General features: G+C 60.2%; 23 protein-coding genes. 6 read left to right on the top strand and 17 right to left on the bottom strand.

Going from position 1 to position 23,232, the window contains the following annotated elements; translation table 11 throughout:
• Positions 1 to 39: 39 nt before the first annotated feature.
• Positions 40 to 723, bottom strand: coding sequence for a YjjG family noncanonical pyrimidine nucleotidase (locus HII33_RS11770; RefSeq protein WP_179396002.1), 684 nt, complete (start codon positions 721 to 723; stop codon positions 40 to 42).
• Positions 724 to 848: 125 nt separating this feature from the next.
• Here HII33_RS11770 and HII33_RS11765 point away from each other — a divergent pair, with 125 nt between their 5' ends.
• Positions 849 to 3,512: a transglycosylase domain-containing protein gene (locus HII33_RS11765; RefSeq protein ID WP_246287440.1), complete on the top strand. Its 2,664-nt coding sequence runs from the start codon at positions 849 to 851 to the stop codon at positions 3,510 to 3,512.
• Positions 3,513 to 3,780: 268 nt separating this feature from the next.
• Here HII33_RS11765 and ccpA read toward each other — a convergent pair whose 3' ends face one another.
• A complete protein-coding gene (gene ccpA, locus HII33_RS11760; protein WP_179396001.1) occupies positions 3,781 to 4,782 on the bottom strand; it encodes a catabolite control protein A in 1,002 nt (333 codons plus the stop codon).
• A gap of 198 nt (positions 4,783 to 4,980) precedes the next feature.
• On the opposite strand from ccpA, the gene HII33_RS11755 reads away from it, so the two are divergent.
• On the top strand, positions 4,981 to 6,084 hold the full coding sequence (locus HII33_RS11755; protein WP_179396000.1) for a M24 family metallopeptidase: 1,104 nt from the start codon (positions 4,981 to 4,983) through the stop codon (positions 6,082 to 6,084).
• A 114-nt stretch (positions 6,085 to 6,198) separates the two neighbouring features.
• Here HII33_RS11755 and HII33_RS11750 read toward each other — a convergent pair whose 3' ends face one another.
• Both HII33_RS11750 and HII33_RS11745 read right to left on the bottom strand, forming a co-directional pair.
• The gene (locus tag HII33_RS11750) at positions 6,199 to 6,669 is read right to left on the bottom strand and encodes a YtxH domain-containing protein (RefSeq protein WP_179395999.1); all 471 of its coding nucleotides are present in this window, start codon (positions 6,667 to 6,669) and stop codon (positions 6,199 to 6,201) included.
• Positions 6,670 to 6,681: 12 nt separating this feature from the next.
• Entirely contained in the window at positions 6,682 to 7,110 is a 429-nt protein-coding gene (locus HII33_RS11745; protein ID WP_179395998.1) for a DUF948 domain-containing protein, read from the bottom strand.
• A gap of 180 nt (positions 7,111 to 7,290) precedes the next feature.
• On the opposite strand from HII33_RS11745, the gene HII33_RS11740 reads away from it, so the two are divergent.
• Together HII33_RS11740 and HII33_RS11735 are read left to right on the top strand one after the other, a co-directional pair.
• On the top strand, positions 7,291 to 8,169 hold the full coding sequence (locus HII33_RS11740) for a mechanosensitive ion channel family protein (protein WP_343036859.1): 879 nt from the start codon (positions 7,291 to 7,293) through the stop codon (positions 8,167 to 8,169).
• A gap of 47 nt (positions 8,170 to 8,216) precedes the next feature.
• On the top strand, positions 8,217 to 9,104 hold the full coding sequence (locus tag HII33_RS11735; RefSeq protein WP_179395997.1) for a DUF368 domain-containing protein: 888 nt from the start codon (positions 8,217 to 8,219) through the stop codon (positions 9,102 to 9,104).
• Positions 9,105 to 9,266: 162 nt separating this feature from the next.
• Here HII33_RS11735 and cbpB read toward each other — a convergent pair whose 3' ends face one another.
• Positions 9,267 to 9,752, bottom strand: a complete 486-nt coding sequence (cbpB, locus tag HII33_RS11730) for a cyclic-di-AMP-binding protein CbpB (protein ID WP_179395996.1) — start codon at positions 9,750 to 9,752, stop codon at positions 9,267 to 9,269.
• A gap of 196 nt (positions 9,753 to 9,948) precedes the next feature.
• Between cbpB and HII33_RS11725 the strand changes: the two genes are divergently transcribed.
• Positions 9,949 to 10,683 carry an MIP/aquaporin family protein gene (locus tag HII33_RS11725; protein ID WP_179395995.1) on the top strand — a complete coding sequence of 245 codons (735 nt, stop codon included), beginning with the start codon at positions 9,949 to 9,951 and terminating at the stop codon, positions 10,681 to 10,683.
• Between the two features lie 115 nt (positions 10,684 to 10,798).
• On the opposite strand, the gene HII33_RS11720 is transcribed toward HII33_RS11725, so the two are convergent.
• The 4 genes from HII33_RS11720 to racE form a co-directional block, all read right to left on the bottom strand.
• The gene (locus HII33_RS11720) at positions 10,799 to 11,677 is read right to left on the bottom strand and encodes an IS3 family transposase (RefSeq protein ID WP_343036852.1); all 879 of its coding nucleotides are present in this window, start codon (positions 11,675 to 11,677) and stop codon (positions 10,799 to 10,801) included.
• Positions 11,674 to 12,402: a helix-turn-helix domain-containing protein gene (locus tag HII33_RS11715; protein ID WP_179394188.1), complete on the bottom strand. Its 729-nt coding sequence runs from the start codon at positions 12,400 to 12,402 to the stop codon at positions 11,674 to 11,676. The genes HII33_RS11720 and HII33_RS11715 overlap by 4 nt, the downstream gene beginning before the upstream one ends.
• Positions 12,403 to 12,662: 260 nt before the next feature.
• Positions 12,663 to 13,184, bottom strand: a complete 522-nt coding sequence (locus tag HII33_RS11710; protein ID WP_179395994.1) for a metallophosphoesterase — start codon at positions 13,182 to 13,184, stop codon at positions 12,663 to 12,665.
• Positions 13,185 to 13,195: 11 nt separating this feature from the next.
• Positions 13,196 to 14,635 (bottom strand): glutamate racemase, encoded by a 1,440-nt coding sequence (gene racE / locus HII33_RS11705; protein ID WP_179395993.1) that lies wholly within the window; start codon positions 14,633 to 14,635, stop codon positions 13,196 to 13,198.
• A gap of 147 nt (positions 14,636 to 14,782) precedes the next feature.
• Here racE and HII33_RS11700 point away from each other — a divergent pair, with 147 nt between their 5' ends.
• A complete protein-coding gene (locus HII33_RS11700) occupies positions 14,783 to 15,250 on the top strand; it encodes a DUF2507 domain-containing protein (protein ID WP_179395992.1) in 468 nt (155 codons plus the stop codon).
• Positions 15,251 to 15,324: 74 nt separating this feature from the next.
• On the opposite strand, the gene trxA is transcribed toward HII33_RS11700, so the two are convergent.
• The 8 genes from trxA to alaS form a co-directional block, all read right to left on the bottom strand.
• Entirely contained in the window at positions 15,325 to 15,636 is a 312-nt protein-coding gene (gene trxA, locus HII33_RS11695) for a thioredoxin (RefSeq protein ID WP_179395991.1), read from the bottom strand.
• Between the two features lie 78 nt (positions 15,637 to 15,714).
• Entirely contained in the window at positions 15,715 to 18,072 is a 2,358-nt protein-coding gene (locus HII33_RS11690) for an endonuclease MutS2 (RefSeq protein WP_179395990.1), read from the bottom strand.
• Between the two features lie 81 nt (positions 18,073 to 18,153).
• Positions 18,154 to 18,693, bottom strand: coding sequence for a CvpA family protein (locus HII33_RS11685; protein ID WP_179395989.1), 540 nt, complete (start codon positions 18,691 to 18,693; stop codon positions 18,154 to 18,156).
• 4 nt (positions 18,694 to 18,697) lie between these two features.
• Positions 18,698 to 18,937, bottom strand: a complete 240-nt coding sequence (locus tag HII33_RS11680; protein ID WP_179395988.1) for a cell division protein ZapA — start codon at positions 18,935 to 18,937, stop codon at positions 18,698 to 18,700.
• Positions 18,938 to 19,187: 250 nt separating this feature from the next.
• Positions 19,188 to 19,508 (bottom strand): DUF1292 domain-containing protein, encoded by a 321-nt coding sequence (locus HII33_RS11675; RefSeq protein WP_179395987.1) that lies wholly within the window; start codon positions 19,506 to 19,508, stop codon positions 19,188 to 19,190.
• A 21-nt stretch (positions 19,509 to 19,529) separates the two neighbouring features.
• Positions 19,530 to 19,952: a Holliday junction resolvase RuvX gene (ruvX, locus tag HII33_RS11670; protein WP_179395986.1), complete on the bottom strand. Its 423-nt coding sequence runs from the start codon at positions 19,950 to 19,952 to the stop codon at positions 19,530 to 19,532.
• Positions 19,953 to 20,213, bottom strand: a complete 261-nt coding sequence (locus tag HII33_RS11665; protein WP_179395985.1) for an IreB family regulatory phosphoprotein — start codon at positions 20,211 to 20,213, stop codon at positions 19,953 to 19,955.
• 89 nt (positions 20,214 to 20,302) lie between these two features.
• Positions 20,303 to 22,945: an alanine--tRNA ligase gene (gene alaS / locus HII33_RS11660; RefSeq protein ID WP_179395984.1), complete on the bottom strand. Its 2,643-nt coding sequence runs from the start codon at positions 22,943 to 22,945 to the stop codon at positions 20,303 to 20,305.
• Positions 22,946 to 23,232 lie beyond the last annotated feature (287 nt).

The following is a 23,232-nucleotide window of genomic DNA, read 5'->3' as shown; positions in this document are numbered from 1 at the left end:
ACCGCGGTCTCTCCCTTCTTGGTGTGGGCTGGCGCTCGCTCAGCGGCTGGCCAGCAACCGGGCGAGGTCGGCGAAGTCGCTCAGCGTGTAGGTCGGCTGAATTTGACTGCGATTCGGCAGGAAGTGCGGATTGAACCACGCGGTATCGATCTTGGCGTTGCGTCCACCCTGAATGTCCGAGGTCAGGGAATCGCCGATGATCAGTGTCGTGGCGGGGTCAAAGCGCGGGATGCGCTGGGCAACGTACGCGAAGAAGGCGTTGGTCGGCTTCGGCGCGCCGATCACATCGGAGACGAAGACGTCGGCGAAGTGATCGATCAGCCCCGCCTTGGTCAGGCGTTGCTGCTGCACCGCCTCGATCCCGTTCGAGACGATATAGCAGCGATACTCCCCCAGCGCATCCAAGGTCTCTGCGACATGCGGGATCAAGATCGCCTCTTGGTCGATCATCGCGTGGTACTTTTTCTCCGCCCACAACCCGTCTGCATCGAAGTGGTGCCGCTTGAACAGCTGGGTGAAGCGGGTCGCGAAGATCTGCTCACGCGGGATCTCCCCCGCTTCGTAGCGCTCCCACAGCTTAGCATTCAGTTGCAGGTACTCGGCCTCAAGTGCTGGCGTGTACGGCAGCCCTAACAGCGCGAAGGTCTTCGCGAGGCTCTGCAGCTCGCCGGCCTTAAAGTCCAGCAGCGTGTCATCGACATCAAATAGTAAGGTTCGATACATGTGGGCACCTCCAGTTTATTCGTCCAGCCTAGCATAATTTCTTAAGGAATGCGATGGGAGGCGGCAAGGCGTGGGGATTTGGGTTATAATGAACAATATTGTGCCAAGCCAAAGGTGGGAACAATTTGAAAACAGGATTCAAGCAAAAGTGGGGGGACTTTCGCGGCAAGCACACCGCGAAGCCGAAGCCGGGAGAACCCGAAGCAAGTCCGCTGCCGCCCTTTTCCAAAACGACATGGCCGCTCTACCTGAGCGTCGCCATGCAGACGATCAAATCCCTTGTCTACTACGCCCTCGGCGCCTTATTGGTCGGCGGGGCGCTTGGCGTCGGGATCCTCGGCGGCTACTTCGCCTCGATCATCGACGACACCGCTGTGCCAAGCAAGGCCGCCATGACACGCACCCTGAAGAACGTGGACCAGTCAACGGCCCTCAAGTTTGCCCATAACGTCGACTTATCCCATGTCAAAAGCGACCTGCTGCGCGACACCGCAGACCTCGACCACATCTCACCGTGGCTGCAAAAAGCCTTGGTGGCCACCGAAGACGAGGAATTCTACGAGCACGACGGCATCGTGCCGAAGTCATTGGTCCGCGCCGTCTTTTCTGATCTGACCGGGGTCGGGAGCCAGACCGGTGGCTCCACGCTGACCCAGCAGGTGGTCAAGATGCAGTTCTTGAGCGCCGAGACCACGTTCAAGCGCAAGGCCGTCGAGATCATGTACGCCCTGCGGCTCAACCATTATTTCTCCAAGCAGGAGATCTTGGCCGCCTACCTGAATATCGCGACGCTCGGCCGCAACAACAAGGGACAGAACATCGCCGGCGTTCAGACCGCCGCGCAGGGCCTGTTCGGCAAGAACGCCGCAGACCTCAACCTCGCACAGGCGGCCTTCATCGCCGGCCTGCCGCAGAGCCCATCGATCTACACGCCGTACACCAACACGGGTGAGCTGAAGACCAACCTCAAACCAGGCCTGGACCGGCAGAAAACCGTCCTGTTTCGCATGTACCGCGCCGGGACCATCACCAAGGCGCAGTACAACACCGCGAAGACCTATGACCTCAAGGCTGATTTTCTCCCGACCGAGTCCGCTAGCGCCCAGACGCAGAAGTACAGCTACGTCTACAACATGGTCACCAGCGAAGCAACCAGCATCCTCGCCAAGCAGATGGCGGCTAAAGACGGCCACTCAGCAGACGAACTGAGCAAGAACTCCGCGCTCAACACCCAGTACCAAAACGACGCCGGCAAGCTGCTCGCGACCAAGGGCTACACCGTGCACAGCACGATCAACAAGTCGGTCTACGACGCGATGCAAGACGTCGTCACCGCCAGCAAGAGCGGGCTCGGCTACATCTACACGAAGTCGAGCACCGATCCGGTCACTGGCAAGACCACGACCATCGAGGAACCCGTCCAATCCGGGGCCGTCCTGATGGACAACGACACCGGCGCGATCGTCAGCTTCGTCGGCGGCACCGCCGGCGAGGTCAACCACATCTACACGAAGCGCTCCCCGGGGTCGTCGATCAAGCCGATCCTAGTCTACGGGCCCGCCGTCGAGAACAAGGTGATCGGCACCCAGACGATGCTCGCCGATTTTGCCAATGACTTCGGCAATTACTCCGTCACCGACTACGGCGGCGTGATCCAAAACAAGTTCGTCAGCGCGAGTTATGCGCTGGCGCACTCCTACAACATCCCGACGGTCAACCTGTACAGCCGCCTGCGCCAAAGTGTGGACGTGAAGTCGTACATGGTCAAAAACGGGATCGACACCCTGACGCAAAACGACTATAACCAGCTCGGCTTGGCGCTCGGGGGGACCGACTACGGGATGACCGTCCAGCAAGCGGCCGGCGCCTTCGCCACCTTCCAGCGCGGTGGGACCCACATCACCCCGTATGTGATCGACAAGATCGTCGACCCGCTCGGCAACGTCGTCTACCAGCACAAGGCCAAGAAGACCCGAGTCTTCTCGGACGCGACCAGCTACATCATGCAGCAGATGCTGCACCAGGTCATCACCGCTGGGACTGCGACCGCGCTGAGCTACCAGCTGAGTTTTGACACCGATCACCTGATCGGGAAGACCGGGACCAGCAACGACTACAAGGACGTCTGGTTCCTCGGCTCGACCCCGGGCCTGACCATGGCTTCGTGGATGGGCTACGACAACGCCAACGGGAGCAACCACCTGCTGACCAGCGCCGGGTCCTCCCTCAACCAGGGCCTATGGGCGAAGCTGATGAACGCCGCCTACCGCCTGATGCCGAAACAATTCGCGCTCAACCAGACGATGCGCAAGCCGAGTGCCGTTCGATCGGTCACCGTCAACGCACTGACCGGGCAGCCCAACGGGAGCGTGCTCTACAACGGCAGCACCTACAACGTCAACGGCGGAACCGTCGAAAGCCTCTACAACGGCTGGGCGCCGACCGGGGGCAACGGAAAATTCGCCATCGGCGGCGATGCCAGTGACTACGAGCTCTTCTGGGAATACTTCGGTGGTGGCAACAACGACTATGGGATCCAGTCCACCAAGAACGAAAAACCCAAGACGGCGGCTCAAAAGCAGGCCGCCGCTGCACAAGCCGCCGCGGCGGCCAAGGCCAAAGCTGACGCTGCGGCAGCCAAAGCGCAGGCAGATGCGGACGCCAAGGCGGCAGAAGACGCCGCAGCTGACGCCGCAGCCACCGCAACCGAACCAGAAACGCCGGCTGATGCCGCCTCTAGTTCCAGTAGTGCGACCACCAGTTCAAGCACCAGCAGTCGCCAACCATAAGTGCCTCATTAAGAACCGTGCGGATCAGATGAATCTGATCTGCGCGGTTCTTTGCGCTACCCGTCGTGCGCGATCACCGGCCAAAACCCGGGTTGTGACATAACCCCTGGTGGCACGACTATTCCAGAACGTTACGTGCCATAACGCAACGCCCTAGCCGTATAAGAGAGACCCCCTGCAAAACCTAAGTTCGGGTTTTGCAGGGGGTCTCTCTTATACTCTGGGCTAAAACCGCGTTATGGCACAGCCCCCGTGACCAAGTGATCGCTCACTTGGTGGACTTGCGGGCAGTGATATCGAACCCAAGGCGGATCGTCTTAGCGTCGATGTCTTCCTTGTTCATCATCTTGGTCAACAGGCGCATCGCGACGGCCCCGATGTCATACAGGGGCTGATCGATAGAGGTCAGCTGCGGGCGCGCCATCTCAGTCAGCTTCGTGTTGTTGGACGTGATCAGCTCGAAGTCTTCTGGCACACTGATCCCAGCGTCCAGCGCCCCGTCGAGGATCCCGACGGCGACTTCGTCATCGCCGATGATCGCCGCGGTGGCACCGGCTTTTTGCAGTTGCGCAAACAGGGCAAGACCGGCGTGGTAGCTGGTCTCGTACTCGAAGACCAGGCTCTCGTCGTAGGCCAACCCGGCAGCTTCCAACGCCTGCTTGTAGCCCTTCAGGCGGTACTGGCCGTTGATCGGCTGGCTGAGCGGACCGGTGACTAATGCAACTTGCTGGTTACCGGACTTGATCAACTGCGTGGTCGCAGCTTCGACGGCCGCCACGTAGTCGATGTTGACCGAGCCGACCTGCTCGTCCGGATCGACAGACCCCGCGAGGACGATCGGGGTCTTGCTGCGGGAGAACTCCTGGCGCACGCCATCGGAGATGTCGTTGCCCATGTAGATCAAGCCATCGACCTGCTTGGCCAGCAAGGTGTTGAGCACCTGGACCTCTTTTTGGCTGTTCTCGTCGGAGTTGGCGAGGATGATGTTGTACTTGTACATCGTCGCCACATCGTCGATCCCCCGCGCGAGGCTGGAGAAGAACATGTTGGTGACATCTGGGATGATCACCCCGACGGTCGTGGTTTTCTTGGACGCCAACCCACGCGCAACGGCGTTCGGCCGGTAGTCGAGCTTATCGATCACCTCGAGCACCTTCTTGCGGGTCGCAGGCTTGACGTTCGGGTTCCCGTTCACGACACGAGAGACCGTCGCCATTGAGACGTTGGCTTCGCGCGCCACATCATAGATCGTGATTGTTTGTTTTTCCATTATCGTAGACTCCTTGGTGTGCAGACACTAGATTTCCAATTCACTGTAACAAAAGCGGCATCGCAATGCAAGCGTTTTACTGAACTTTTCATGCAAATTTTCAGAAGCGCTTTTCAGAAAGCCACGCAAATCGCCGCTGTGCTATACTGAGAGCGTCAATCCCCGCCCCGCGGGACGTCATAACCAGGAGGCACGTACATGAATCAACATCTTCACGCATTGCAAGACTGGGTCGCTGGCCAAGGCCTCGACCTCGCTTACATCAGCAACTTCACCAACATCAACTACTACACTGGCTTCTTCAGCGATCCGGAAGAGCGGATCACCGGCCTGTTCGTCTTTCCTGACCAGGAGCCGTTCCTCTTCGTTCCGGCCCTATCCATCGAAGCGGTCAAGAAGGCGGGCTGGACGTACGGTGTCGCCGGTTACCTCGACCACGAGGACCCGTTCGCCCTGATCGCCGCCGAGATCAAGCGCCGCACCCCGAACCCGTTGCGCTGGGGCATCGAAAAAGATGACCTCGCCGTCTTCAAGTTCGAAGCCGTCATGCGCGAATTCCCGCAGGCGACCTTCCCGGCAGACGCCAGCCGGTTCACCGAAGGCCTGCAGCTGATCAAGACGCCTGATGAGATCGCTAAGATGGTCGAAGCCGGCCACCAAGCCGATCGCGCCTTTGCCGCCGGTTTCGCGGCCTTACGCGCCGGCATCACCGAGCAGCAAGTGGTCGCGGAGATCGAATATGCGATGATGAAAGAAGGCGTGATGCACATGTCCTTCGACACCATCGTCCAAGCCGGGGTCGACGCCGCGGACCCGCACGGTGGCCCTGAAGCGACTGCCGTCCAGCCCGGCGAGCTCGTCTTGTTCGACCTCGGGACTAACAACCAGGGGTATATGAGCGACGCGACCCGCACGGTGGCCTTCGGTGGGCCGGTCTCTGCCAAAGCGCGCGAGATCCACAAGGTCTGCCTCGAAGCGCAGCTGACCGCTCAAGCCGCGGTACGCCCCGGCCTGACCGCCGCCGCGCTGGACAAGATCGCCCGCGACGTGATCACGGCCGCCGGCTACGGGGAATACTTCAACCACCGCCTCGGCCACGGTATCGGCATGTCCACTCACGAATTCCCCTCCATCATGGAAGGCAACGACATGACGCTGCAGCCCGGCATGTGCTTCTCTATCGAACCGGGGATCTACATTCCGGGGGTCGCCGGCGTGCGCATCGAAGATTGCGTCCACGTCACCGAGACCGGCTGCGAACCGTTCACCCACACGAGCAAAGAATTCACCACGATCGACTGAACCCCAGCGACCGACGATATGTCGGTCGTTTTTTTTGCACCACAGTTCGGCGCCTGCCCCGACCGCTCGACCCAACAAAAAAAGACCCGCGCGAATACGCGGGTCAAAGCGGCGTTAGGCCTCCGGTTGGTCGTCGTCTGCCTCTGGCGCGGCCGGCTCTGGTGCCGGCGCACTTGGCTCAGGGTCGACCGGTGCGTCGTCTTGGTCCTTGGCTTGCGCGAAGGCGCTCTTGCCGTCGAGGACGATGTCGTCGAAGTCGGCGTCAGCCGCCACTTCTGGGACCTCAGTCAGCTCCGCCTTCAGCGCTTCGGTCGCGTCGTCATAGGTCGTCAGGGCATCTTGCTCCGGCTTTTGCGCCTTGGCCTTGAGGTCGCTGACGAAGCCTTCGGCAGATTCGCGCCATTCAGCGGTCGCGTCGCGCGCGTAATCGTAGTAGTCCGCGGCCCGGTCGGCCAGATCATCCTTCTTCTCCGCAAGCTTGCGCTTCAGCTCATCGCTGTTTTGTGGGGCCAACAAGTAGGTGGCAGCCAGCGAGCTGGCCGCACCGAGAACGAAGCCTAACAGAAAATGACTCTTTTTGGACATGTGGAATTCCCCCTAATCTTTGGCTGGATCCTTCTTCTTCAACAATGACATCGCTTTTTGTCCGACCTTGGCCGCCACAGTCACTTTGGCCGTGTTCTGCGCGCCGTTGGCGACCTTGCTGGCGAGGTTGCGCGTGGAGGTGTTCAGGTCGGAGACCGACTCGCCCAACTCCCCGATCGCCGTGAAGACGGGATCGATCGCGGCGACCTTACCGTTCACGTCGTTCAGCAAGGTATTCGATTTGGTCAACAGTGCCTCGATCTCGTTAGTCAACGGCTTGACCTCACCGTTGATCGTAGCCAGCGTCTGGTTCACTTCGGCCACTGTCTGTTTGATCTCTTTCGTGACCCCGGACAAGCGGATCGCGATGATCGCCACGGCCAACGCAATGATCAAAAATGCGACCGCTGCGATCACGCCTGCGACTTCTGCTCCTGACATGCAACACCCTCCTCTACGGGCACCACGTTCGGCCCTGAAATGGCTTTCGCCGTATAAGATAAGAATATCATCAATAGTAAGAGCCGGCAAACGCTAGCCTAAAACTTCCCTAATATTTTGTCCGTCGCTGGGTTTGACAGGGGCGGTTTGTTAAAATAGAGACACTAAGGAGCGGATAACGTGAATTTTCTGACTGAAACCAAAGACCTGACCACGCAGACCAACCTCTTGCTGCGCTACATCGAGCACATCGATTGGGACGCTGTGCTCAGCCACGTGATCGCCGTCGTCGTCCAGCTACTGTTGTTCACCCTGCTATTCTTCGTGATCAACGGGGTCAGCAAGCGGCTGGTCAACCGCGGCTTCGCCTCGTACAAGGGGCGCAGCCGTCTCTCGCCGACGCGCATCGACACGATGCACACCCTGACACGCAACGCGTTGTCCTACATGATCCTGTTCTTCTACGCCTACGCGCTGCTGTCGGTGCTCGGGGTCCCGGTGGGCACACTGATCGCCGGGGCCGGGGTCGTCGGGATCGCCTTGGGCCTCGGGGCACAGGGCTTCGTCTCAGACGTCGTGACCGGCTTCTTCATCATTCTTGAAGGCCAGTTCGACGTCGGCGACTCCGTCCAGCTTGGCGCGATCTCCGGCAAGGTGACCAGCGTCGGCCTGCGCACGACGATCGTCCAGAGCTTCAACGGCACGATCAACTACATCCCCAACCGCAATATCAGCGTCGTCTCCAACCTCTCGCGCAGCAACATGCAGGCGCTGGTGCGGTTGCCGATGCGCCCGGATGTCGACTTGGCGCGCGTCGCCGAGGTGATCGACCAGGTCAACCACGACCTCGTGCCGACGCACGCGATGATCAAAAGCGGCCCGGATGTCTTGGGCCTGACGGATAACGGCGATGGCACCTTCTCTTATCAGATCCTGATGTTCGTGGAGAACGGCCAGCAGCTGGCGATCCAGCGCGAGTTCCTCGCCGCCTACATTCAGGCGCTGGCAGACGCCGGCATCGAGTTACCCACCCCAACATTGACCCTGACGACCAACTGACCCCCCACCCGTCCCGGCGCCTGCGCCGCTACCCGCAAGGAGGACCTATGCTCAACTTGATCAAAGGTGCCATCATCGGCATCGCGCTTGTCATTCCTGGCCTGTCCGGCAGCATCTTCGCTGTCGTGGTCGGCCTCTACGACCGCCTGCTCGCGGCCGTCAACCACTTCCGCGACGATCCCAGGCGCCACGCCCGCTTCCTCGCCCCGGTCGGCCTAGGCGCGGTCGTCGGGATCCTGCTGTCGACCAAGGCCGTGTTGGTCCTGACGGCGCGCTGGCCGCTGGCAAGCTACGGCTTCTTCATCGGGTTGGTGCTCGGCATCGGCCCCTACGTCTGGCGCAAGATCCGCCAGGTCCCGTTTCGCCCCGCCTACCTCGCCTTGCCGGTGATCGGCTTCGGAGCCATCTACGGGTTGGCGAAGCTTGGCGGGACCGACCCGGAGAACCTGATCGCGCTCACCCAGCTGAGTAGCCTCGGTGACGGCGCGACCATGGTGTTCGCCGGGGCCTTCTCCGTCGCGCTGATGGCGATCCCGGGGATCTCCGGGTCGATCATGCTGATGGTGATCGACCAATACGGGACGGTCTATAACGCGGTCAGCCAGCTGGGGACCGCCGCCCGTGCGCTATTGGCCGGCGACATGGCCGGCTTGCAGCACGCGCTAGGCGCCGTCGCCCTCCTGCTCCCGTTCATGCTGGGGGCGGCGGTCGGCCTCCTGCTGATCGCTAAGCTGATGGAGTGGTTGCTCGCCCGCTACGAAGCGCAGGTCTACTACGCGGTGATCGGCATCGTCTTGGCGGCCGTCGTGATCCTGGTCGAAACCGGCCTGCTCCCGTACTGGCCTGCCACCGTGCTGGCACCAGCGGCTCTGGTCCTGCTCAGCGTCATCGTCGGGGTCGCCGCCACGCTGTTCTTAGACAAACCCAGCGACTGAGGCGTCTGCCCCAGCCTGCACCGCCGCACCGCGTCACACCGGTGCGGCGTTTTTCTGTGTGCGCCAATGCCTCAAGCGCCACCCACGCACCGGGCCAGACCCGGAGGCGACGCGGCCTACGCGGTGGGGCTAAAAAACCGCCGGTCACCCGGCGGCCTCTGCTCACTTCAACTGTTCCACTTCGACCTTAGGCGTCACCGTGTACGCCTTATCGAGGTTATGTCCGATGTAATTGATGCCCTTCATCACCTCGCGCCGGGTCACGATCCCGGTGAAGGTGCCGTCGTCTGAGACCACGGGCAAGAAGGGGTTGTCGACCAGCAGGTGCAAGACGTTCTCCACGTCATAAGGGTCGCGGATGGTGACGACTTCAGTCTCCATCACGTCTCGGACACATAGCTGATCCAGCGGGGCGATGTTGAGGTCATCGAGCCCCAGCATGGTGTTGGTGATCATCGGCAGCGACACCAGGCCTTTCAGGCGGTCATCGCGGTCCAGCACCGGGATCTTGGCGTAGCGGACCTTGGTCAGGACCAAGAACGCGTGGCGCAGCGAGTTCTCCTCGCTGACGCTGGCGACTACATCGCCTGGGATCATGAAGTGCTGTCGGTTCTCTATCATCATATGGTCGATCACTTTGTTGATCATTAACTCTGCTCCTTTAGTGGACGAGCCCGGGCGGCCACATCCAGAATCTATTTTACCGGATTCCGTATGTGAGCGCACCCACAAGCCTAAAGCTTTACAGCTTCGTAAAAGTTATTTACTATAATTCCATTAATTGGTATCATGTGACCATATTGCTGTCTTTTTTCAGAAAAAACCGGACAGATGGAGGAACAAAATGACATACGATTTAGGCGTGCGTCTGATCGCGGAATTCTTCGGCACCGCGATCATGGTCGCACTCGGCAACGGGTCCGTGGCGAACGTGGACCTGAAAGGGACTAAAGGAAACGGCTCAGACTGGATGCTGATCGCCGTGGGTTACGGCGCCGGGGTCATGATCCCCGCCATGGTGATCGGGGGGATCTCCGGCAACCACATCAACCCGGCTTTCACCATCGGTCTGGCCGTCGCCGGTATGTTCCCGTGGGCGGAAGTCCTGCCTTACATCGCCGCCCAATTCCTCGGGGCGATGTTCGGTCAACTGTGGGTCGTCGCCGCGTACAAGCCGCACTACGATCTGACCGTCAACACCCAGCACGTGCTGGGAACATTCAGCACCATCAGCGCAACGAAGAGCAAATTCAACGGTTTCATCAACGAATTCATTGGCTCATTCATTCTCTTCTTCGGCGCGCTGGGGATCACGAAGGCCCCGTTCTTCCAAGACAACCTCGGGACCGCGCACATGGCCTTGGGCTTTTTGGTCGCCACATTAGTCGCAAGCTTCGGTGGCCCGACCGGCCCAGCCTTGAACCCGGCACGTGACCTCGGGCCACGCCTGCTGCACCAGCTGCTGCCCCTGCGTCACAAGGGCAGCTCCGATTGGGGCTACGCGTGGGTCCCGGTGCTAGCGCCGATCCTCGCGGCAATCACGGCGATCCTACTGTACAAGACAGTGTTCTTACGGTGAGCACTGGTCCAAAAAAGAGCGGTACCATAACGCAGTTTTAGCCCAGAGTATCACCATGGCCCCAGCAAAACGGCGCTGGTCCGCGTCAAGTAGACAGGTCAAATAATTAAAGTGCCTATGCAGTTTTCCTTACGGCATGACTCCGGTATTCCATCGGGGTCATGCCGTTTAGTGTTTCTTGGCGGCGTTCGTGGTTATACCAGTTGATTGCCGCTTCAATACTCTTCATCATCTCAAGCTCGGACAAGCAGTGCTCAAAGGCGAACCACTCAACCTTAAGATGGCTCCACAGGCTCTCCATTGGGCTATTATCGCCAGGAGTACCTGGCCGCGACATGCTGTGGGTAATTCCTTCACCCGCTAAGAACGTGTTGTAGGTGCGCCCGGTGTATGCCGATCCTTGGTCACTATGCGTAATTTCTGGCCTGATGCCATTGTTGCTCTTGATGGCCAGCTTAATCGTCTTGGTGGTAAGCGCCGCGGTTTCGCTCGGTGCCACACACCAGGCAATCACGCTGTGATCATAGAGATCCTTCACGGCACTAAGCCGCAGTTTCTGTCTACCTTCTTGACCGTAAGTGAGCTCGGAACAGTCGGTCACCCAGACTTTGTTGGCCGCGCTAGGGTGGAAGGCATGCCCCGCATCGACGGTGTACAGCTTGTTGGCTAGGAGGAACTCCTTCCTCTCGGCTCTGCGATCGTGCTTCGCTACACGGATAGAGGCTCGAATCCGTCCCTGACGCATGAGCCTGCGGACACGACCGTGACTCACGTGATAGGGTGTTTCCTTATTGATATACGTCACGAGCCGTTTAACCCCGAAGACATAGTGATGCTTTTCCTCAAGGGTCACGATGTAGGCCAGAATAGCCTGATTCTCCCGTTCATGGACCGTCACCTTACGATGCGTCCACTTGTAGTACGCTGCACGCGAGATACCCAGAAACCGGCATGTCTCACTGATGCCATAAAGCTGACCGGAGTCGGGATTCACTTCTTGCGCGAGTTGCTGAATGGCCTGATATTGCCTGTCTGATCGACATTCCCTCTTTCCAGTTCTTGGAGTTTTTTTAACACTGCGACCTCCGTTGACACACGGGTTAATCGTGCCTGTAGTCGCTTGTTCTCGAGCTTCAAACGCTCTACTTCAGTGAGCTGACTATTATCTTCCTTCGCCTTACCGCGGCGGTCTGCGAGGGCGGACTCACCACCTTGCTTGAACTTTTTGACCCATGCATAAACCTGTCCATACGAAACGTTGAACCGCTGGGTTGCGGCGACGTAGTCGTGTTCGTTGGCGATGGTCCATTGTGCGATCTCGATACGTTCGAGCTGCGTAGTCTTGCGTCCATCCTTCATTGGCTTGGCCCTCCCAGTGGCTTGTAGTGATTTACCACTAGTATACAGGGATACCCATTGACTGATGACGGTTTTACCCGGAATGCCGTAGGCAACAGCCAGCTGCCGAAAAGATGTGTTACCGGCTAGGTACTTCTGCACGACTTCTAGCTTGAACTCCCGAGAATACTGTTGGTTAGTATGCCTGGACTTAAGACCATCCATCCCATCAGCTGCGTAACGTTCTAACCACTGGTTGACCTGGTGGTGATCGATACCGTGTATCCTTTCCACTGCCTGTGAACTCCAGCCGCCCTCATTAACCAAACCAATGTAGAACAGTTTCTCTTCGGGCGTGTATCTTGAACCTATCCGGCCCATAAAAAAACTCCTTCCTAAGAAGGCAAGCTTTAATTATTTGCTTGTCTACCTAGGTAGGAGTATAGCCAACCCGAATTGAGGTTTTGCTGGGGCCATATTTATGCGGCTTGCGCTGCCCGTTCGAACGCAGAGACACGCGTTCGAATGCCGCGCTGCGGCCTCCGGCATCACCAGACGAAGGCAAGGACGTTGCGCGACGGCACGCCACGTTCTGGAATCATCGTACCGCCAGAGGTGCTGGTACGGCCCCTTTGTTGTCGTCACCCGCGGGCAAACGTCCGCTGCAAGTCCGGGGCCAAGGCCCCGTCACGCAGATGATACGTGACGGTGATCGCAGTCGGCGTCACGTCGATCACGGCGTAGGTGCCGTGCAGGCTGGCGAATTGGCCACGCGGCTGGCTGATGCTACCGGGGTTCAGGAGCACCATGCCGGCGTGCTGCTCGACGCCCAGCTGGTGGGTGTGGCCGAACACGACCAGATCCGCGTTGGCTGCCTGGCCGGCCTCGACCAGCTCCTCGAGCTGGTAGTTCACACCGTACCGGTGCCCGTGGGTCAAGAACACACGGACACCAGCCACGTCGAGCGTGCGGGTGTACGGGAAACCAGCATCGAAGTCCATGTTCCCGCGCACCGCCTGATAGGTGTCAAACAGCGGATCCGTCGCGCTCAGCTCGGCGTCCCCGGCATACAGATAGGCATCCGCGCCGGGTTGCTGGGTCAGGATCGTTGCGAGGATCTCGCGGTCCCCGTGGGTGTCGCTCACTGCGATCAATCGTACCATGTTTGTCTGCCTCACTTTACATCGCGATACCACTGGCGCCACTGCTTCTCCAGGGCGCGCATCGCGTTGCCGCGGTGGCTGATCGCGTTCTTCTCGTCTTCTGTTAACTCCGCCATGGTCCGGCCCAACGCCGGGAGCCAAAAATACGGATCGTAACCAAATCCATTATCGCCGCGCGGGATCCCGGTGATCTCACCCGCCACCGTGCCGGTCACGACTAGGTCGTCTGCCGGGCGGTTCGGCTTGGCAAAGACCAGCGTCGAATGGAAGGTCGCCTGCCGCTGATCTTGGGGCACGTCACCGAGCTCGGCGATCAGCTTCGCGTTGTTCGCGGCATCATTGTGCCCCGCCCCGGCGTAGCGCGCGGAGAAGACGCCGGGCTTGCCGCCCAGCGCCGGGACCACCAGGCCCGAGTCATCGGCCAACACCGGAAGCTCCAGCATCCGGGCATAGCCATCCGCCTTGAGCCGTGCGTTGTCCTCGAACGTCGCGCCGGTCTCGGCGACATCCGGCAACTCCGGAAAATCGCGCAGGCTCTTGACGGTCACACCGTCCGCTTCGAACATCGCGGCGATCTCGCGGACCTTGCCGGCGTTTTTGGAGGCGACCACGATCACGTCTGTCGGCGTCTCAGGCGCGTCCGTCGGCAGTTGGTCGATCGCCACATGGGTCGCTTCGACGTCGAGTCCCAACCAGTTGCCCGCGATCACGTTGAAGAGCTTCGCGTTACCGGTCGTGTAAAACTGCGCGGTCGGCGCAGTGGTCGGCGCGTCATTGGCGATATCGAAGTAGTCCAGCAACGTCGAGACCTCGCTGACCGTCTCCGCGCCGGAGTCGATCAGCGTCACTGCAGGACCCATCACGTTGGCGATCAGCGGCCGCAGGAGCGGGTAGTGGGTGCACCCCATCACCAGGGTGTCGATCCCTTGATGCTGCAAGGGGCGCAGGGTCTCGGCCACCACCCGCTTGGCGATCGCGCTCGTCATCTCGTTGCTTTCGACCAGCGGGACGAACTTCGGGGCGGCCAGGCTGGTCACCCGGATCGCCTGCGCCTTCTGGTGGATGGTGTGGGCGTACGCCTCGCTGCGCACCGTCCCTTCCGTTCCGATCACGCCGATGTGGCCCGTCTTGGTCGCCTTGAGCGCCGCGCGGCTACCCGGCACGATCACCCCGATCACCGGGATGTCCAGCTTGGCCTTCAAGTCCGGCAGCGCTGCGGCCGTCGCCGTATTGCACGCCACGACGAGCATCTTGATGTCTTGCTGGCGCAAGAAGTTCACCATCTGCCAGGTGAATGCGCGCACCTGTTCCGCCGGCCGAGGGCCGTATGGGAGCCGGGCTTGGTCGCCCAGAAACACGATGCTTTCGTTAGGGAGCTGACGCATGGCCTCTTTGACCACAGTCAGCCCGCCTACGCCAGAGTCGATGAATCCGATCGGTTGCGTCTTCATTAAGCCAACGCCTCTTTCATTCAGTCTGAACCTTTATTGTGGACGTCTCTTGCTTTTTTTTCAAGTCGCGTCCTGCACCACAGTCAGACACTGCTTTTGCCAGCCAAATCCGGTATACTAGAAGCGATAACGCATAGGAGGCCAACTATGGCAAAAGCCGATTACCAAGAATTGCTCACCCTGCCCGCGACCGGGCCGCTATTCGGCCAGCTGATGTTGCGCGACCTGCTGCTCCCGGATCTGCTCGGTGAAGCCACGCACGACATCACCTACTGGGCCGGCCGCGCGCTCGCGCGCAAACTCCCCGTCGCAGAAGACCAGATCACGACGCTGTTCGAGCGGATCGGGCTGGGCGTCCTGACGCCGGCCAGCAGCAAACACCACGAGCGCACCTACCTGCTGAGCGGCACCGTCGTCGAGACCCGCCTCGCAAACTTCGACGACCCTGACTTCCGCCTCGAAGCGGGTTTCGTCGCCCAGAGCCTCCAGCAGACCCTCGGCGTCGTCGTCGAGGCCAACGCGACGATCGAGCGGCGCAAGCAGCAAGTGACCCTGACCGCGGTGCTCGATCCCAAGACCCCGCAACCACAGGCTGAGCACCTGATCAGTCTGTGACGCCAAGCCGGCTTGGCCGGGCACGCCAATCACGACAACACCCCTTGGATGCGCGCATCCAAGGGGTGTTGTGCTTACTTCGTGTACTTGTCGAGGATCTCGGCGAGCTGTTCCTTCGTATGGTAGCCGACGATCTTCTCGACCGCTTCGCCATCCTTCTTCACCAAGAGCGTTGGGATCGCCATGATCCCGAACGACTGCGGGGTGTTCGGATTCGCGTCGACATCCATCTTCACGAACTTCACGTCGTCACGCTCGGCGGCCAGGGCATCGATGACCGGGCTCTGCATCCGACAAGGGCCACACCAGGTCGCCCAGAAGTCGGTGAGGGTCACGCCAGTGGCAGTTTCCTGCGCAAAATCTGTGTCTGTTACTGCTTGAACCATCACGGTCACTCCTTCTTACTTTTCGTAACTAACCATATCATACCACATCGCGGGCGCGAATGCGACTGATTCGCCGCGTTACTTGAACACCACGATCGTTGCCCCCGACCCACCGGCGTTTTGAGGCGCGTAGCCAAACCGTTTGACTTGCTTATTGCGCTTGAGGTACTGGGTGACCCCATTGCGGATCGCGCCGGTGCCTAGGCCGTGGACGATCGTCACCTGAGCATAGTTGGCTAGAAGCGCCGCGTCGATGTAGCTGTCGAGCTTGGCCATCGCGTCGTCGTAGCGCTCACCCCGCAGATCCAGTGTCGTGGACGGGCCACTCATGCCGCCCTTGACCGTGGCGACGCGGCGGATCGGGGCCGCCTCCGTTGGTGCCTGGCGCTTCTCCAGGTCCTTGGTCGCGATGCGCATGCGCATGATACCGATCTGCACATCCCAGTGCTTGTCGTCGACCTGCTCCAGAAGTTCCCCAGTCTGGCCGTAGCTGAGCACGGTGACGGTGTCGCCCGGCGCCAGCGCCTGCTTACGCTTCTCGCGACGCAAGATCCGGTTCTTCGGCTCGGCCTTCTCTTGATGCAGGTCCTTCAGCGCCGTTTTGGCCGCGATCAGCTGGTTCTCCTTGACGCTTCCTTGCTGCGTGAGTTGCAACTGGCGCAGGTCACGGATGATCTTGTCGGCCTTAGCCGTCGCCTCTTCGACGATGGTGTTGGCCTCGTCCTTCGCCTTGTTCAGCTGGCGCTCACGCTCGGTGAAGAACTCGGTGTACGCCGCCTTCAAGTCGGCGTGCAACTTGGTCGCTTCGTCGAGTTCGTGGCGGGTCGCCTTGTACTCGGTCTCCGCCGCCTTGCGCTGGCTCTCTAAGTCAGCGATCATGTTGTTCAGGTCGTGGCTGTCATCGGCGATCAAGAGCTTGGCGCGATCGACAACGGCCGGGGCCAACCCAAGACGCAGGGAGATATCGAAGGCATTCGAGCGCCCCGGCACCCCGATCAGCAGCTTGTAAGTCGGCTGCAGCGTCGCAACGTCGAATTCCATCGAGGCGTTGATCGTGCCCGGCGTATTGTAGCCGTAGAGCTTGAGCTCCGGATAGTGGGTCGTGGCGACCACCTGCGCCCCGACCGCGCCGACCTCATCGAGGATCGCGATCGCGAGCGCGGCCCCTTCCTGCGGGTCGGTCCCAGCGCCCAGCTCGTCGAATAACACGAGGCTGCGCGCATCGACATGGGCGAGGATCGTGATGATGTTGCTCATGTGCGCTGAGAAGGTACTGAGGTTCTGCTCGATCGACTGCTCGTCCCCGATGTCTGCAAACACATCCGAGAACACACCGATCGTACTCTCTGCCGCCGCAGGGATGAACAAGCCGGACTGCCCCATCAGCTGCAGGAGCCCCAGCGTCTTCAGCGTGATCGTTTTGCCCCCTGTATTCGGCCCAGTGACCACGATCGCCTGGTAATCCGCGCCGATCGTGATCCGGTTAGGCACGACCTTCTTGGGGTCGAGCAGTGGGTGGCGCGCCGCCAACAAGTCCACGTGGTTGGCGGCTGAGACCTGCGGCTCCGTCGCACGTAGGCTGTGTGCGTACTTCGCCTTGGCATTGATGAAGTCCAGGTGCCCAAGGACCCCGGCGTTGGCGCTCAGCTCGCGGGTATACGGTGCGACCTCGCCTGAAAGCTCGGCCAAGACGCGCTCGATCTCTGTGCTCTCGGCGATCTGGGCTTCCCGCAGCCGGTTGTTCATCTCGACGATCGCCTGCGGTTCGATGAACAAGGTCTGGCCACTAGCACTCTGGTCATGTACGACCCCACCGAACTGACCGCGATATTCGGCGCGCACCGGGATCACGTAGCGGTCATCCCGGATCGTGACGATCGGATCGCTCAGGTACTTCGCGGAACTGCCGTGCGTGTAGTTATCCATGCGCGACCGGATCTCGCCTTCTAACCGCTTGATCTGCTGGCGGATGCTGCGCAACGCTGGGCTCGCGTCATCGGTCAGGTGGCCCTCCTCATCGACAGCGGTCACCAGCCGCCGCTCCAGCGCCGGCAGGCTGGTCAGCGCTTGCTGCAACGTGTACACCTGCCGCAGCTCAAGGTTCTCGGCAAGGTCGGTCAGGAATTTATCGACAGCACTGACGGTTCGCAGCACACGGCCTAACTCCGCCAACTCAGTCCCGTTGAGCACGGCGCCGATCTTCACCCGTTTCAAGGCGGGATCGATGTTCGTCAACTGAGGGATCGGGATCCCGCCACGTAGCCGCAAGATCGACGCACCGTCTGCGGTCTCGTCCAGCCCCTGCTGCACGACCCGTGGCTCACTGCTCGGGGTCAACGCCGCAACGCGCGCGGCGCCTGCCGCGGTGGTCACCGACTGCCGCAGCTGCGCTTTGATCTGGTCATACGCCAGCGTTTGCAAAATTTTTCGGTTCATCGTTGTCCTCTCTATCCTCTTCAACGTCCTGGCGGCAAAAACGGGCCGACCATCGGCCCGCCCGCATGCTTAAGTTCCGACTCAGGCGACCAACCACAGGTGCGTGAACAGCCCGGTCAGCCCCAGCGAATAGCGGACGATCAGCTTCGCCACGAAGGAATCCGCCAGCATGTGCTGCAACCCGGCCACCGGGATCAAGGCGACGAGGTACAGCAACAGGAATACGAACACATACCCCATCAGCAGGTTCAAGACCCCGCCGGCGAGTCCGTTGATCGTCGGATCGACCGGCCGGTACTTCAGATCATGCACCCACAGCGCGGCGAACCGCGTCAGCAGCCACCCCAAGGCGAGGATCAGCACGAACGCGACGCCTCGGTAGAAGGCGTGGTCCAGCGTCAAGCCGACCTGGTTGGAGAAAAACACGAACTGGCTCTGCTCCGTCGCTGACGGGTATGGCACCAACAGCGTCAAGTGCGCAGCCAAGGCCTTATAGCCCAGCGTTGCCACTAAAAGGCTGATCAGGTAACCGCCGATGTGCACCAGCTGCAACCAGACGCCGCGCTGGCTCCCTTCGTAGAAGAAATATAAAAAAACTAAAATAATGAGAAAGCTTAGCATTCAATTACTCCTGCGACGCTTGCTGCGCTTGCGCTTGGCTCTTGACCGCGTCGGATAACGCGTTGAAGGCCAACAAGACCGCCGCATCTTCTTCACTGATGTTCGGGGCGAGGGTCTTGATCTGGGTCAGCCGTTCATTCAGCATCGCCGTTACCGTCTCGAAGTGTGCGAGACTGCCCGGGCCGACGATCGTGTACGTCTTATCCCCGATGACGGCCTTGAACCGTCGCTTCTGTTCTTCCAAACGACACCCTCCTCAACTGCACCTCCGCGCGCTCGCGGAAGACTGCATACTGGCTTATTTTACCATGTTTGATTAGTGGACGCTAGGCGGCCCACCGGCGCGGGGCGTTGCGCTTCGGCCTGACACGACCACGCCCATCGCCCCCTTGTGCGGCGCTTGCCGTGCCCGGCGACTTGACCGGCTGGCCAAGTCCGCACGCCCTGCGCTGATCGACAAAAAAACCGGCGTGTGCCGGTTTTCAGGAGTCGTGCTAGTCTTCGTCGTCCTCGTCTGCCAAGAAGGTGTTCAGGACTTCCTCGACCATCGCCCATTCGTCGTCGTCCTCGATTGGGAAGAGGTCGCCTTGGCTGGCGTCCCCGTTCTCGTCAGGGGTGAAGGAGAAGGCCTGGATCTCGACGTCTTCGTCTTCTGCGGCGCCTTGCGGGTACAAGAGGACGTAGCTCTTGCCGTAATCATCGGAGTCGAAGGTGAAGAGCACTTGGTACAACTCTTCGTTGCCCTTCTCGTCGATCAAGGTGATCAGCTGTTCGTCTTCGCCTGGGTGCATGTGTTCGTTGTTTTCTTCAGCCATGTGCTTTCCTCCGTGGCGGACCTAGTGACTCACGCGGTCCAAGTAGTTTTGCAGGATCATCTGGGCCGCCAGCTTGTCGATGACTTGCTTTTGGCGCTTACGCGACGCGTCCGCCTCTTCGATCAGCATCCGCGACGCTTCGACGGTCGTCAACCGTTCATCTGTGAACGCGACCGGTAACCCGAAGCGTTCCTTCAGCATCTGGCCATACGCCTGCGACTTCTCGGCGCGCGGCCCTAGCGTGTTGTTCATGTTCTTCGGCAAGCCGACGACGAATTCTGTCACCGTATACTGCGCGACGATCTCCGCCACACGGTCCAGGCCAAAATCAGCCTTATCCTCGTTGATCCGAATGATCTCGAGGCCCTGCGCCGTCCAGCCGAGCGGGTCGCTCAGCGCGACACCCACGGTCCGCGAGCCGACATCTAGTCCCATCAGGCGCATCTACTGCTTCTCCTTGCCGAGGTAGCTGCGAACAAGCTCCTCGATGATCTCATCGCGCTCGTGCTTGCGGATCAAGTTCCGCGCGTCGTTATAGCGCGGGATGTAAGCCGGGTCGCCGGAGATCAGGTAGCCCACGATCTGGTTGATCGGGTTGTAGCCTTTTTCTTCGAGTGATTGGTAAACGGTCTCTAACGTCTCGTGAACATTCTTCGGGTTGTTGTCCGGAAAATCAAAGTGGACGGTTTGATCTAATGTGCTCATTCTTAACACCTCATTTCTGTCCAGTTCAAGTCTATTCTACTTGAATCGGCGCGAAAGTACAATCCGCAAGGCGTCATCGACGACCGGGCTCAGCGCGCTTCCAGCGTGGTCTGGGCCAGCTTCAGCGCCGCATCGATCCCGTCCGGCTTCTTGCCACCGGCCTGGGCCATGTCCGGGCGCCCACCGCCGCCACCACCGATGGCAGGCGCGATGGTCTTGATCAGATCGCCGGCCTTGACGCCCTTGGCGATCGCCGCTGGGCTGGCCCCAACGAGCAAGCTGACCTTACCATCGTTGGCGGTCGCCAAGACCAGCACGTCGGAAGCGTCCTTCTCACGCCACTGATCGCCGAGCTGGCGCAGCTCATTCATGCCCGCCACGTTGACCGCCTTGGCGATCAGGGTGAAGTCGCCAGCCGGTGCAGCGTGGTCGAAGATCCCCGCTGCTTCCTGCGCGGCGAGCTTGGCCTGGAGTCCTTCGACCAGCTTCTGGCTGGTGCGCAGGTCCGCCTGCAGGCCCTGGACCTTGTGTGGCACGGCGTTGGGCTGGTCAAGCTTGAGGCTAGCCGCGGTCGCCGCCAGCAGATCTTGCTGCTGAGTGAGGAACTCATAGGCTTCCTTGCTGGTGACGGCCTCAACGCGGCGGGTACCGGCGCCGATACCGGTCTCGCTGGTGATCTTGAACAGGCCCAAGGCTGCGGTGTTGACCGGGTGCGTGCCCCCGTCGAACTCACGATTGTAATCGCCGATGGAGACGATCCGGACCACATCGCCGTACTTATCGCCGAACACGGCGATGGCCCCTTGCTTCTTCGCCTCTTCGATCGGCATCTCTTCCCAGGTGATCGGCAACTGCCGCCAGATCTGGGTGTTGACGATCTGCTCAACTTCACGCAGTTGCGCCGGGGTCACCGGACCGAAGCTGGTGAAGTCGAAGCGCAGGTAGTCGGGCTCGACGAGCGAACCAGCCTGGTGCGTGTGTTCCCCGAGCACTTCGCGCAGCGCTTGGTCAAGCAGGTGGGTCGCGGTGTGGTTCATCGAGACCTTCTTGCGGCGCTCCTGATCGATCGCCAGCGTGTAAGTCTCCCCGACGACCAGCGTCCCTTCCACGTCAACGGTGTGCAGGTTCTGACCGTTCGGGGCGTGCTGCACGTCGGTGACCTTGGCGACCACGACGCCGTTAGCATCCGTGATCACCCCATGATCGGCGACTTGGCCCCCCATCTCGGCGTAAAACGGGGTGCGATCGAAGATCAACCGGGCAGTACCGGCGGCGATGCGGTCGACCAGCGTGTCATCCACCACGATGTCCAGCAGCTTAGCGTCATCTGTCAGGTCGGTCCAGCCGGTAAAGGCGCTGGCGTCTTTGATGTCCATCAGGACCTTGTCCTGGCTACCCATGGACTGCGCATCACCGCGGGCCGCCCGGGCCCGGGCGCGCTGGGCGTCCATGTTGACTTGGAACCCGGCCATGTCGGTCGTGAACCCTTCATCCGCAGCGATCTCGGCGGTCATCTCGACCGGGAAGCCAAAGGTATCGAAGAGCTTGAAGGCCGTGTCCCCTGGGATCTCCGTCGAGCCACTCGCCTTCAGGTCTGCGATGGTCTGGTCCAGCAGGCTGAAGCCAGCGTCCAGCGTTTCGCGGAAGCGGTCTTCTTCAGACCGGATCACTTTTTGGATGAAGTCTTGATTCTTCAAGATCTCTGGGTAGTAGCTGGCCATGATCTCACCGACCACCGGCACCAGCTGGTACAAGAAGGCTTGGTCGATCCCGAGCTTCTTGGCGTTGACCACGGCCCGCCGGATCAGCCGGCGCAGCACGTAGCCGCGGCCTTCGTTAGACGGTAGCGCGCCGTCACCGATGGCGAAGGTGACCGTGCGCGCGTGGTCCGCGATGATTTTGAACGAGACATCATCCTTCGCATCGGCACCGTACTTGCGCCCGTCGCTCAGCGCTTCAGTCTTGCGGATGATCGGCATGAACAGATCGGTCTCGAAGTTGGTCTTGGTGTTCTGGATCACCGAGACCAAGCGTTCGAGGCCCATGCCGGTATCGATGTTCTTGTGCGGCTGCTCGACGAAGCGGCCGTCTGGCAGGTGATTGAACTCGGAAAACACGATATTCCAGATCTCCAGGTAGCGCTCGTTTTCCCCACCCGGATAGTTCTCGGGGTCGTCTTCAGCCACGTTGTTGAATTCCTGACCGCGGTCGTAAAAGATCTCGGAGTCCGGGCCAGAGGGGCCTTCGCCGATATCCCAGAAGTTGTCCTCGACCTCAAAGACCTTGTCGTCGCCCAAACCGACGACGTCGTGCCAGATGCGCTTGGCTTCGGTGTCCTTCGGATAGACCGTGACATAGAGCTTCGCCGGGTCGAGCGCCAACCACTTTGGGCTGGTCAGGAATTCCCACGCCCACGGGATCGCCGATTCCTTGAAGTAATCGCCGACCGAGAAGTTGCCGAGCATCTCGAAGAACGTCAGGTGCCGGGCAGTCTTGCCGACGTTTTCGATATCGTTAGTGCGGATCGACTTCTGAGCATTGGTGATGCGCGGATTCTTCGGGACCACAGTGCCGTCGAAGTACTTCTTCAGCGTCGCGACCCCGGAGTTGATCCACAGTAGCGTCGGGTCATCGACCGGGACCAAGCTGGCGCTGGGCTCAACATCATGCCCTTTTTCCTTAAAAAAGTCCAGAAACATCTGACGGATCTGGGCGCTAGTCAATTCTTTCATGTGTGCCTCCTCGTGCTAACAAAAAACACCGCTGCAATCCAAGGACGCTTGCGCGCGGTACCACCTTGTTTGCAACGATGTGTCATCGTTAACCTCTTAATTATGCTATTCACGTTAAGCATCAGGGAGCACGCCCGGACCAGGCCACAGCGCTCTCAGCAATGCGCTATTTTCTGGATGGGAAGCTGGTCTCGGGCGTATATCCTAACGCGCTCAATTATACGAATCTCCCCCGGGCGTGTCAAGGCGTCGATGCCCGGTAATGCGGGGCGCCGGCGACACTTGCA

It is taken from the genome of Lacticaseibacillus absianus (assembly GCF_013407595.1).
Taxonomy (GTDB): domain Bacteria; phylum Bacillota; class Bacilli; order Lactobacillales; family Lactobacillaceae; genus Lacticaseibacillus; species Lacticaseibacillus absianus.
Note: the sequence above shows the minus strand (reverse complement) of the source record. Positions and strands in the feature narration are given on the sequence as shown.

What these genes read in the sequence shown, in the direction of transcription:
- HII33_RS11710 (WP_179395994.1), bottom strand. Translation starts at nt 13,184, where the DNA reads ATGGTACGATTGATCGCAGTGAGCGACACCCACGGGGACCGCGAGATC.
- ruvX (WP_179395986.1), bottom strand. Translation starts at nt 19,952, where the DNA reads ATGCGCCTGATGGGACTAGATGTCGGCTCGCGGACCGTGGGTGTCGCG.
- HII33_RS11675 (WP_179395987.1), bottom strand. Translation starts at nt 19,508, where the DNA reads ATGGCTGAAGAAAACAACGAACACATGCACCCAGGCGAAGACGAACAG.
- HII33_RS11755 (WP_179396000.1), top strand. Translation starts at nt 4,981, where the DNA reads ATGAATCAACATCTTCACGCATTGCAAGACTGGGTCGCTGGCCAAGGC.
- HII33_RS11735 (WP_179395997.1), top strand. Translation starts at nt 8,217, where the DNA reads ATGCTCAACTTGATCAAAGGTGCCATCATCGGCATCGCGCTTGTCATT.
- HII33_RS11725 (WP_179395995.1), top strand. Translation starts at nt 9,949, where the DNA reads ATGACATACGATTTAGGCGTGCGTCTGATCGCGGAATTCTTCGGCACC.
- HII33_RS11690 (WP_179395990.1), bottom strand. Translation starts at nt 18,072, where the DNA reads ATGAACCGAAAAATTTTGCAAACGCTGGCGTATGACCAGATCAAAGCG.
- HII33_RS11750 (WP_179395999.1), bottom strand. Translation starts at nt 6,669, where the DNA reads ATGTCCAAAAAGAGTCATTTTCTGTTAGGCTTCGTTCTCGGTGCGGCC.
- racE (WP_179395993.1), bottom strand. Translation starts at nt 14,635, where the DNA reads ATGAAGACGCAACCGATCGGATTCATCGACTCTGGCGTAGGCGGGCTG.
- HII33_RS11745 (WP_179395998.1), bottom strand. Translation starts at nt 7,110, where the DNA reads ATGTCAGGAGCAGAAGTCGCAGGCGTGATCGCAGCGGTCGCATTTTTG.
- HII33_RS11715 (WP_179394188.1), bottom strand. Translation starts at nt 12,402, where the DNA reads ATGGGCCGGATAGGTTCAAGATACACGCCCGAAGAGAAACTGTTCTAC.
- HII33_RS11665 (WP_179395985.1), bottom strand. Translation starts at nt 20,213, where the DNA reads ATGAGCACATTAGATCAAACCGTCCACTTTGATTTTCCGGACAACAAC.
- HII33_RS11700 (WP_179395992.1), top strand. Translation starts at nt 14,783, where the DNA reads ATGGCAAAAGCCGATTACCAAGAATTGCTCACCCTGCCCGCGACCGGG.
- trxA (WP_179395991.1), bottom strand. Translation starts at nt 15,636, where the DNA reads ATGGTTCAAGCAGTAACAGACACAGATTTTGCGCAGGAAACTGCCACT.
- HII33_RS11685 (WP_179395989.1), bottom strand. Translation starts at nt 18,693, where the DNA reads ATGCTAAGCTTTCTCATTATTTTAGTTTTTTTATATTTCTTCTACGAA.
- cbpB (WP_179395996.1), bottom strand. Translation starts at nt 9,752, where the DNA reads ATGATCAACAAAGTGATCGACCATATGATGATAGAGAACCGACAGCAC.
- ccpA (WP_179396001.1), bottom strand. Translation starts at nt 4,782, where the DNA reads ATGGAAAAACAAACAATCACGATCTATGATGTGGCGCGCGAAGCCAAC.
- alaS (WP_179395984.1), bottom strand. Translation starts at nt 22,945, where the DNA reads ATGAAAGAATTGACTAGCGCCCAGATCCGTCAGATGTTTCTGGACTTT.
- HII33_RS11770 (WP_179396002.1), bottom strand. Translation starts at nt 723, where the DNA reads ATGTATCGAACCTTACTATTTGATGTCGATGACACGCTGCTGGACTTT.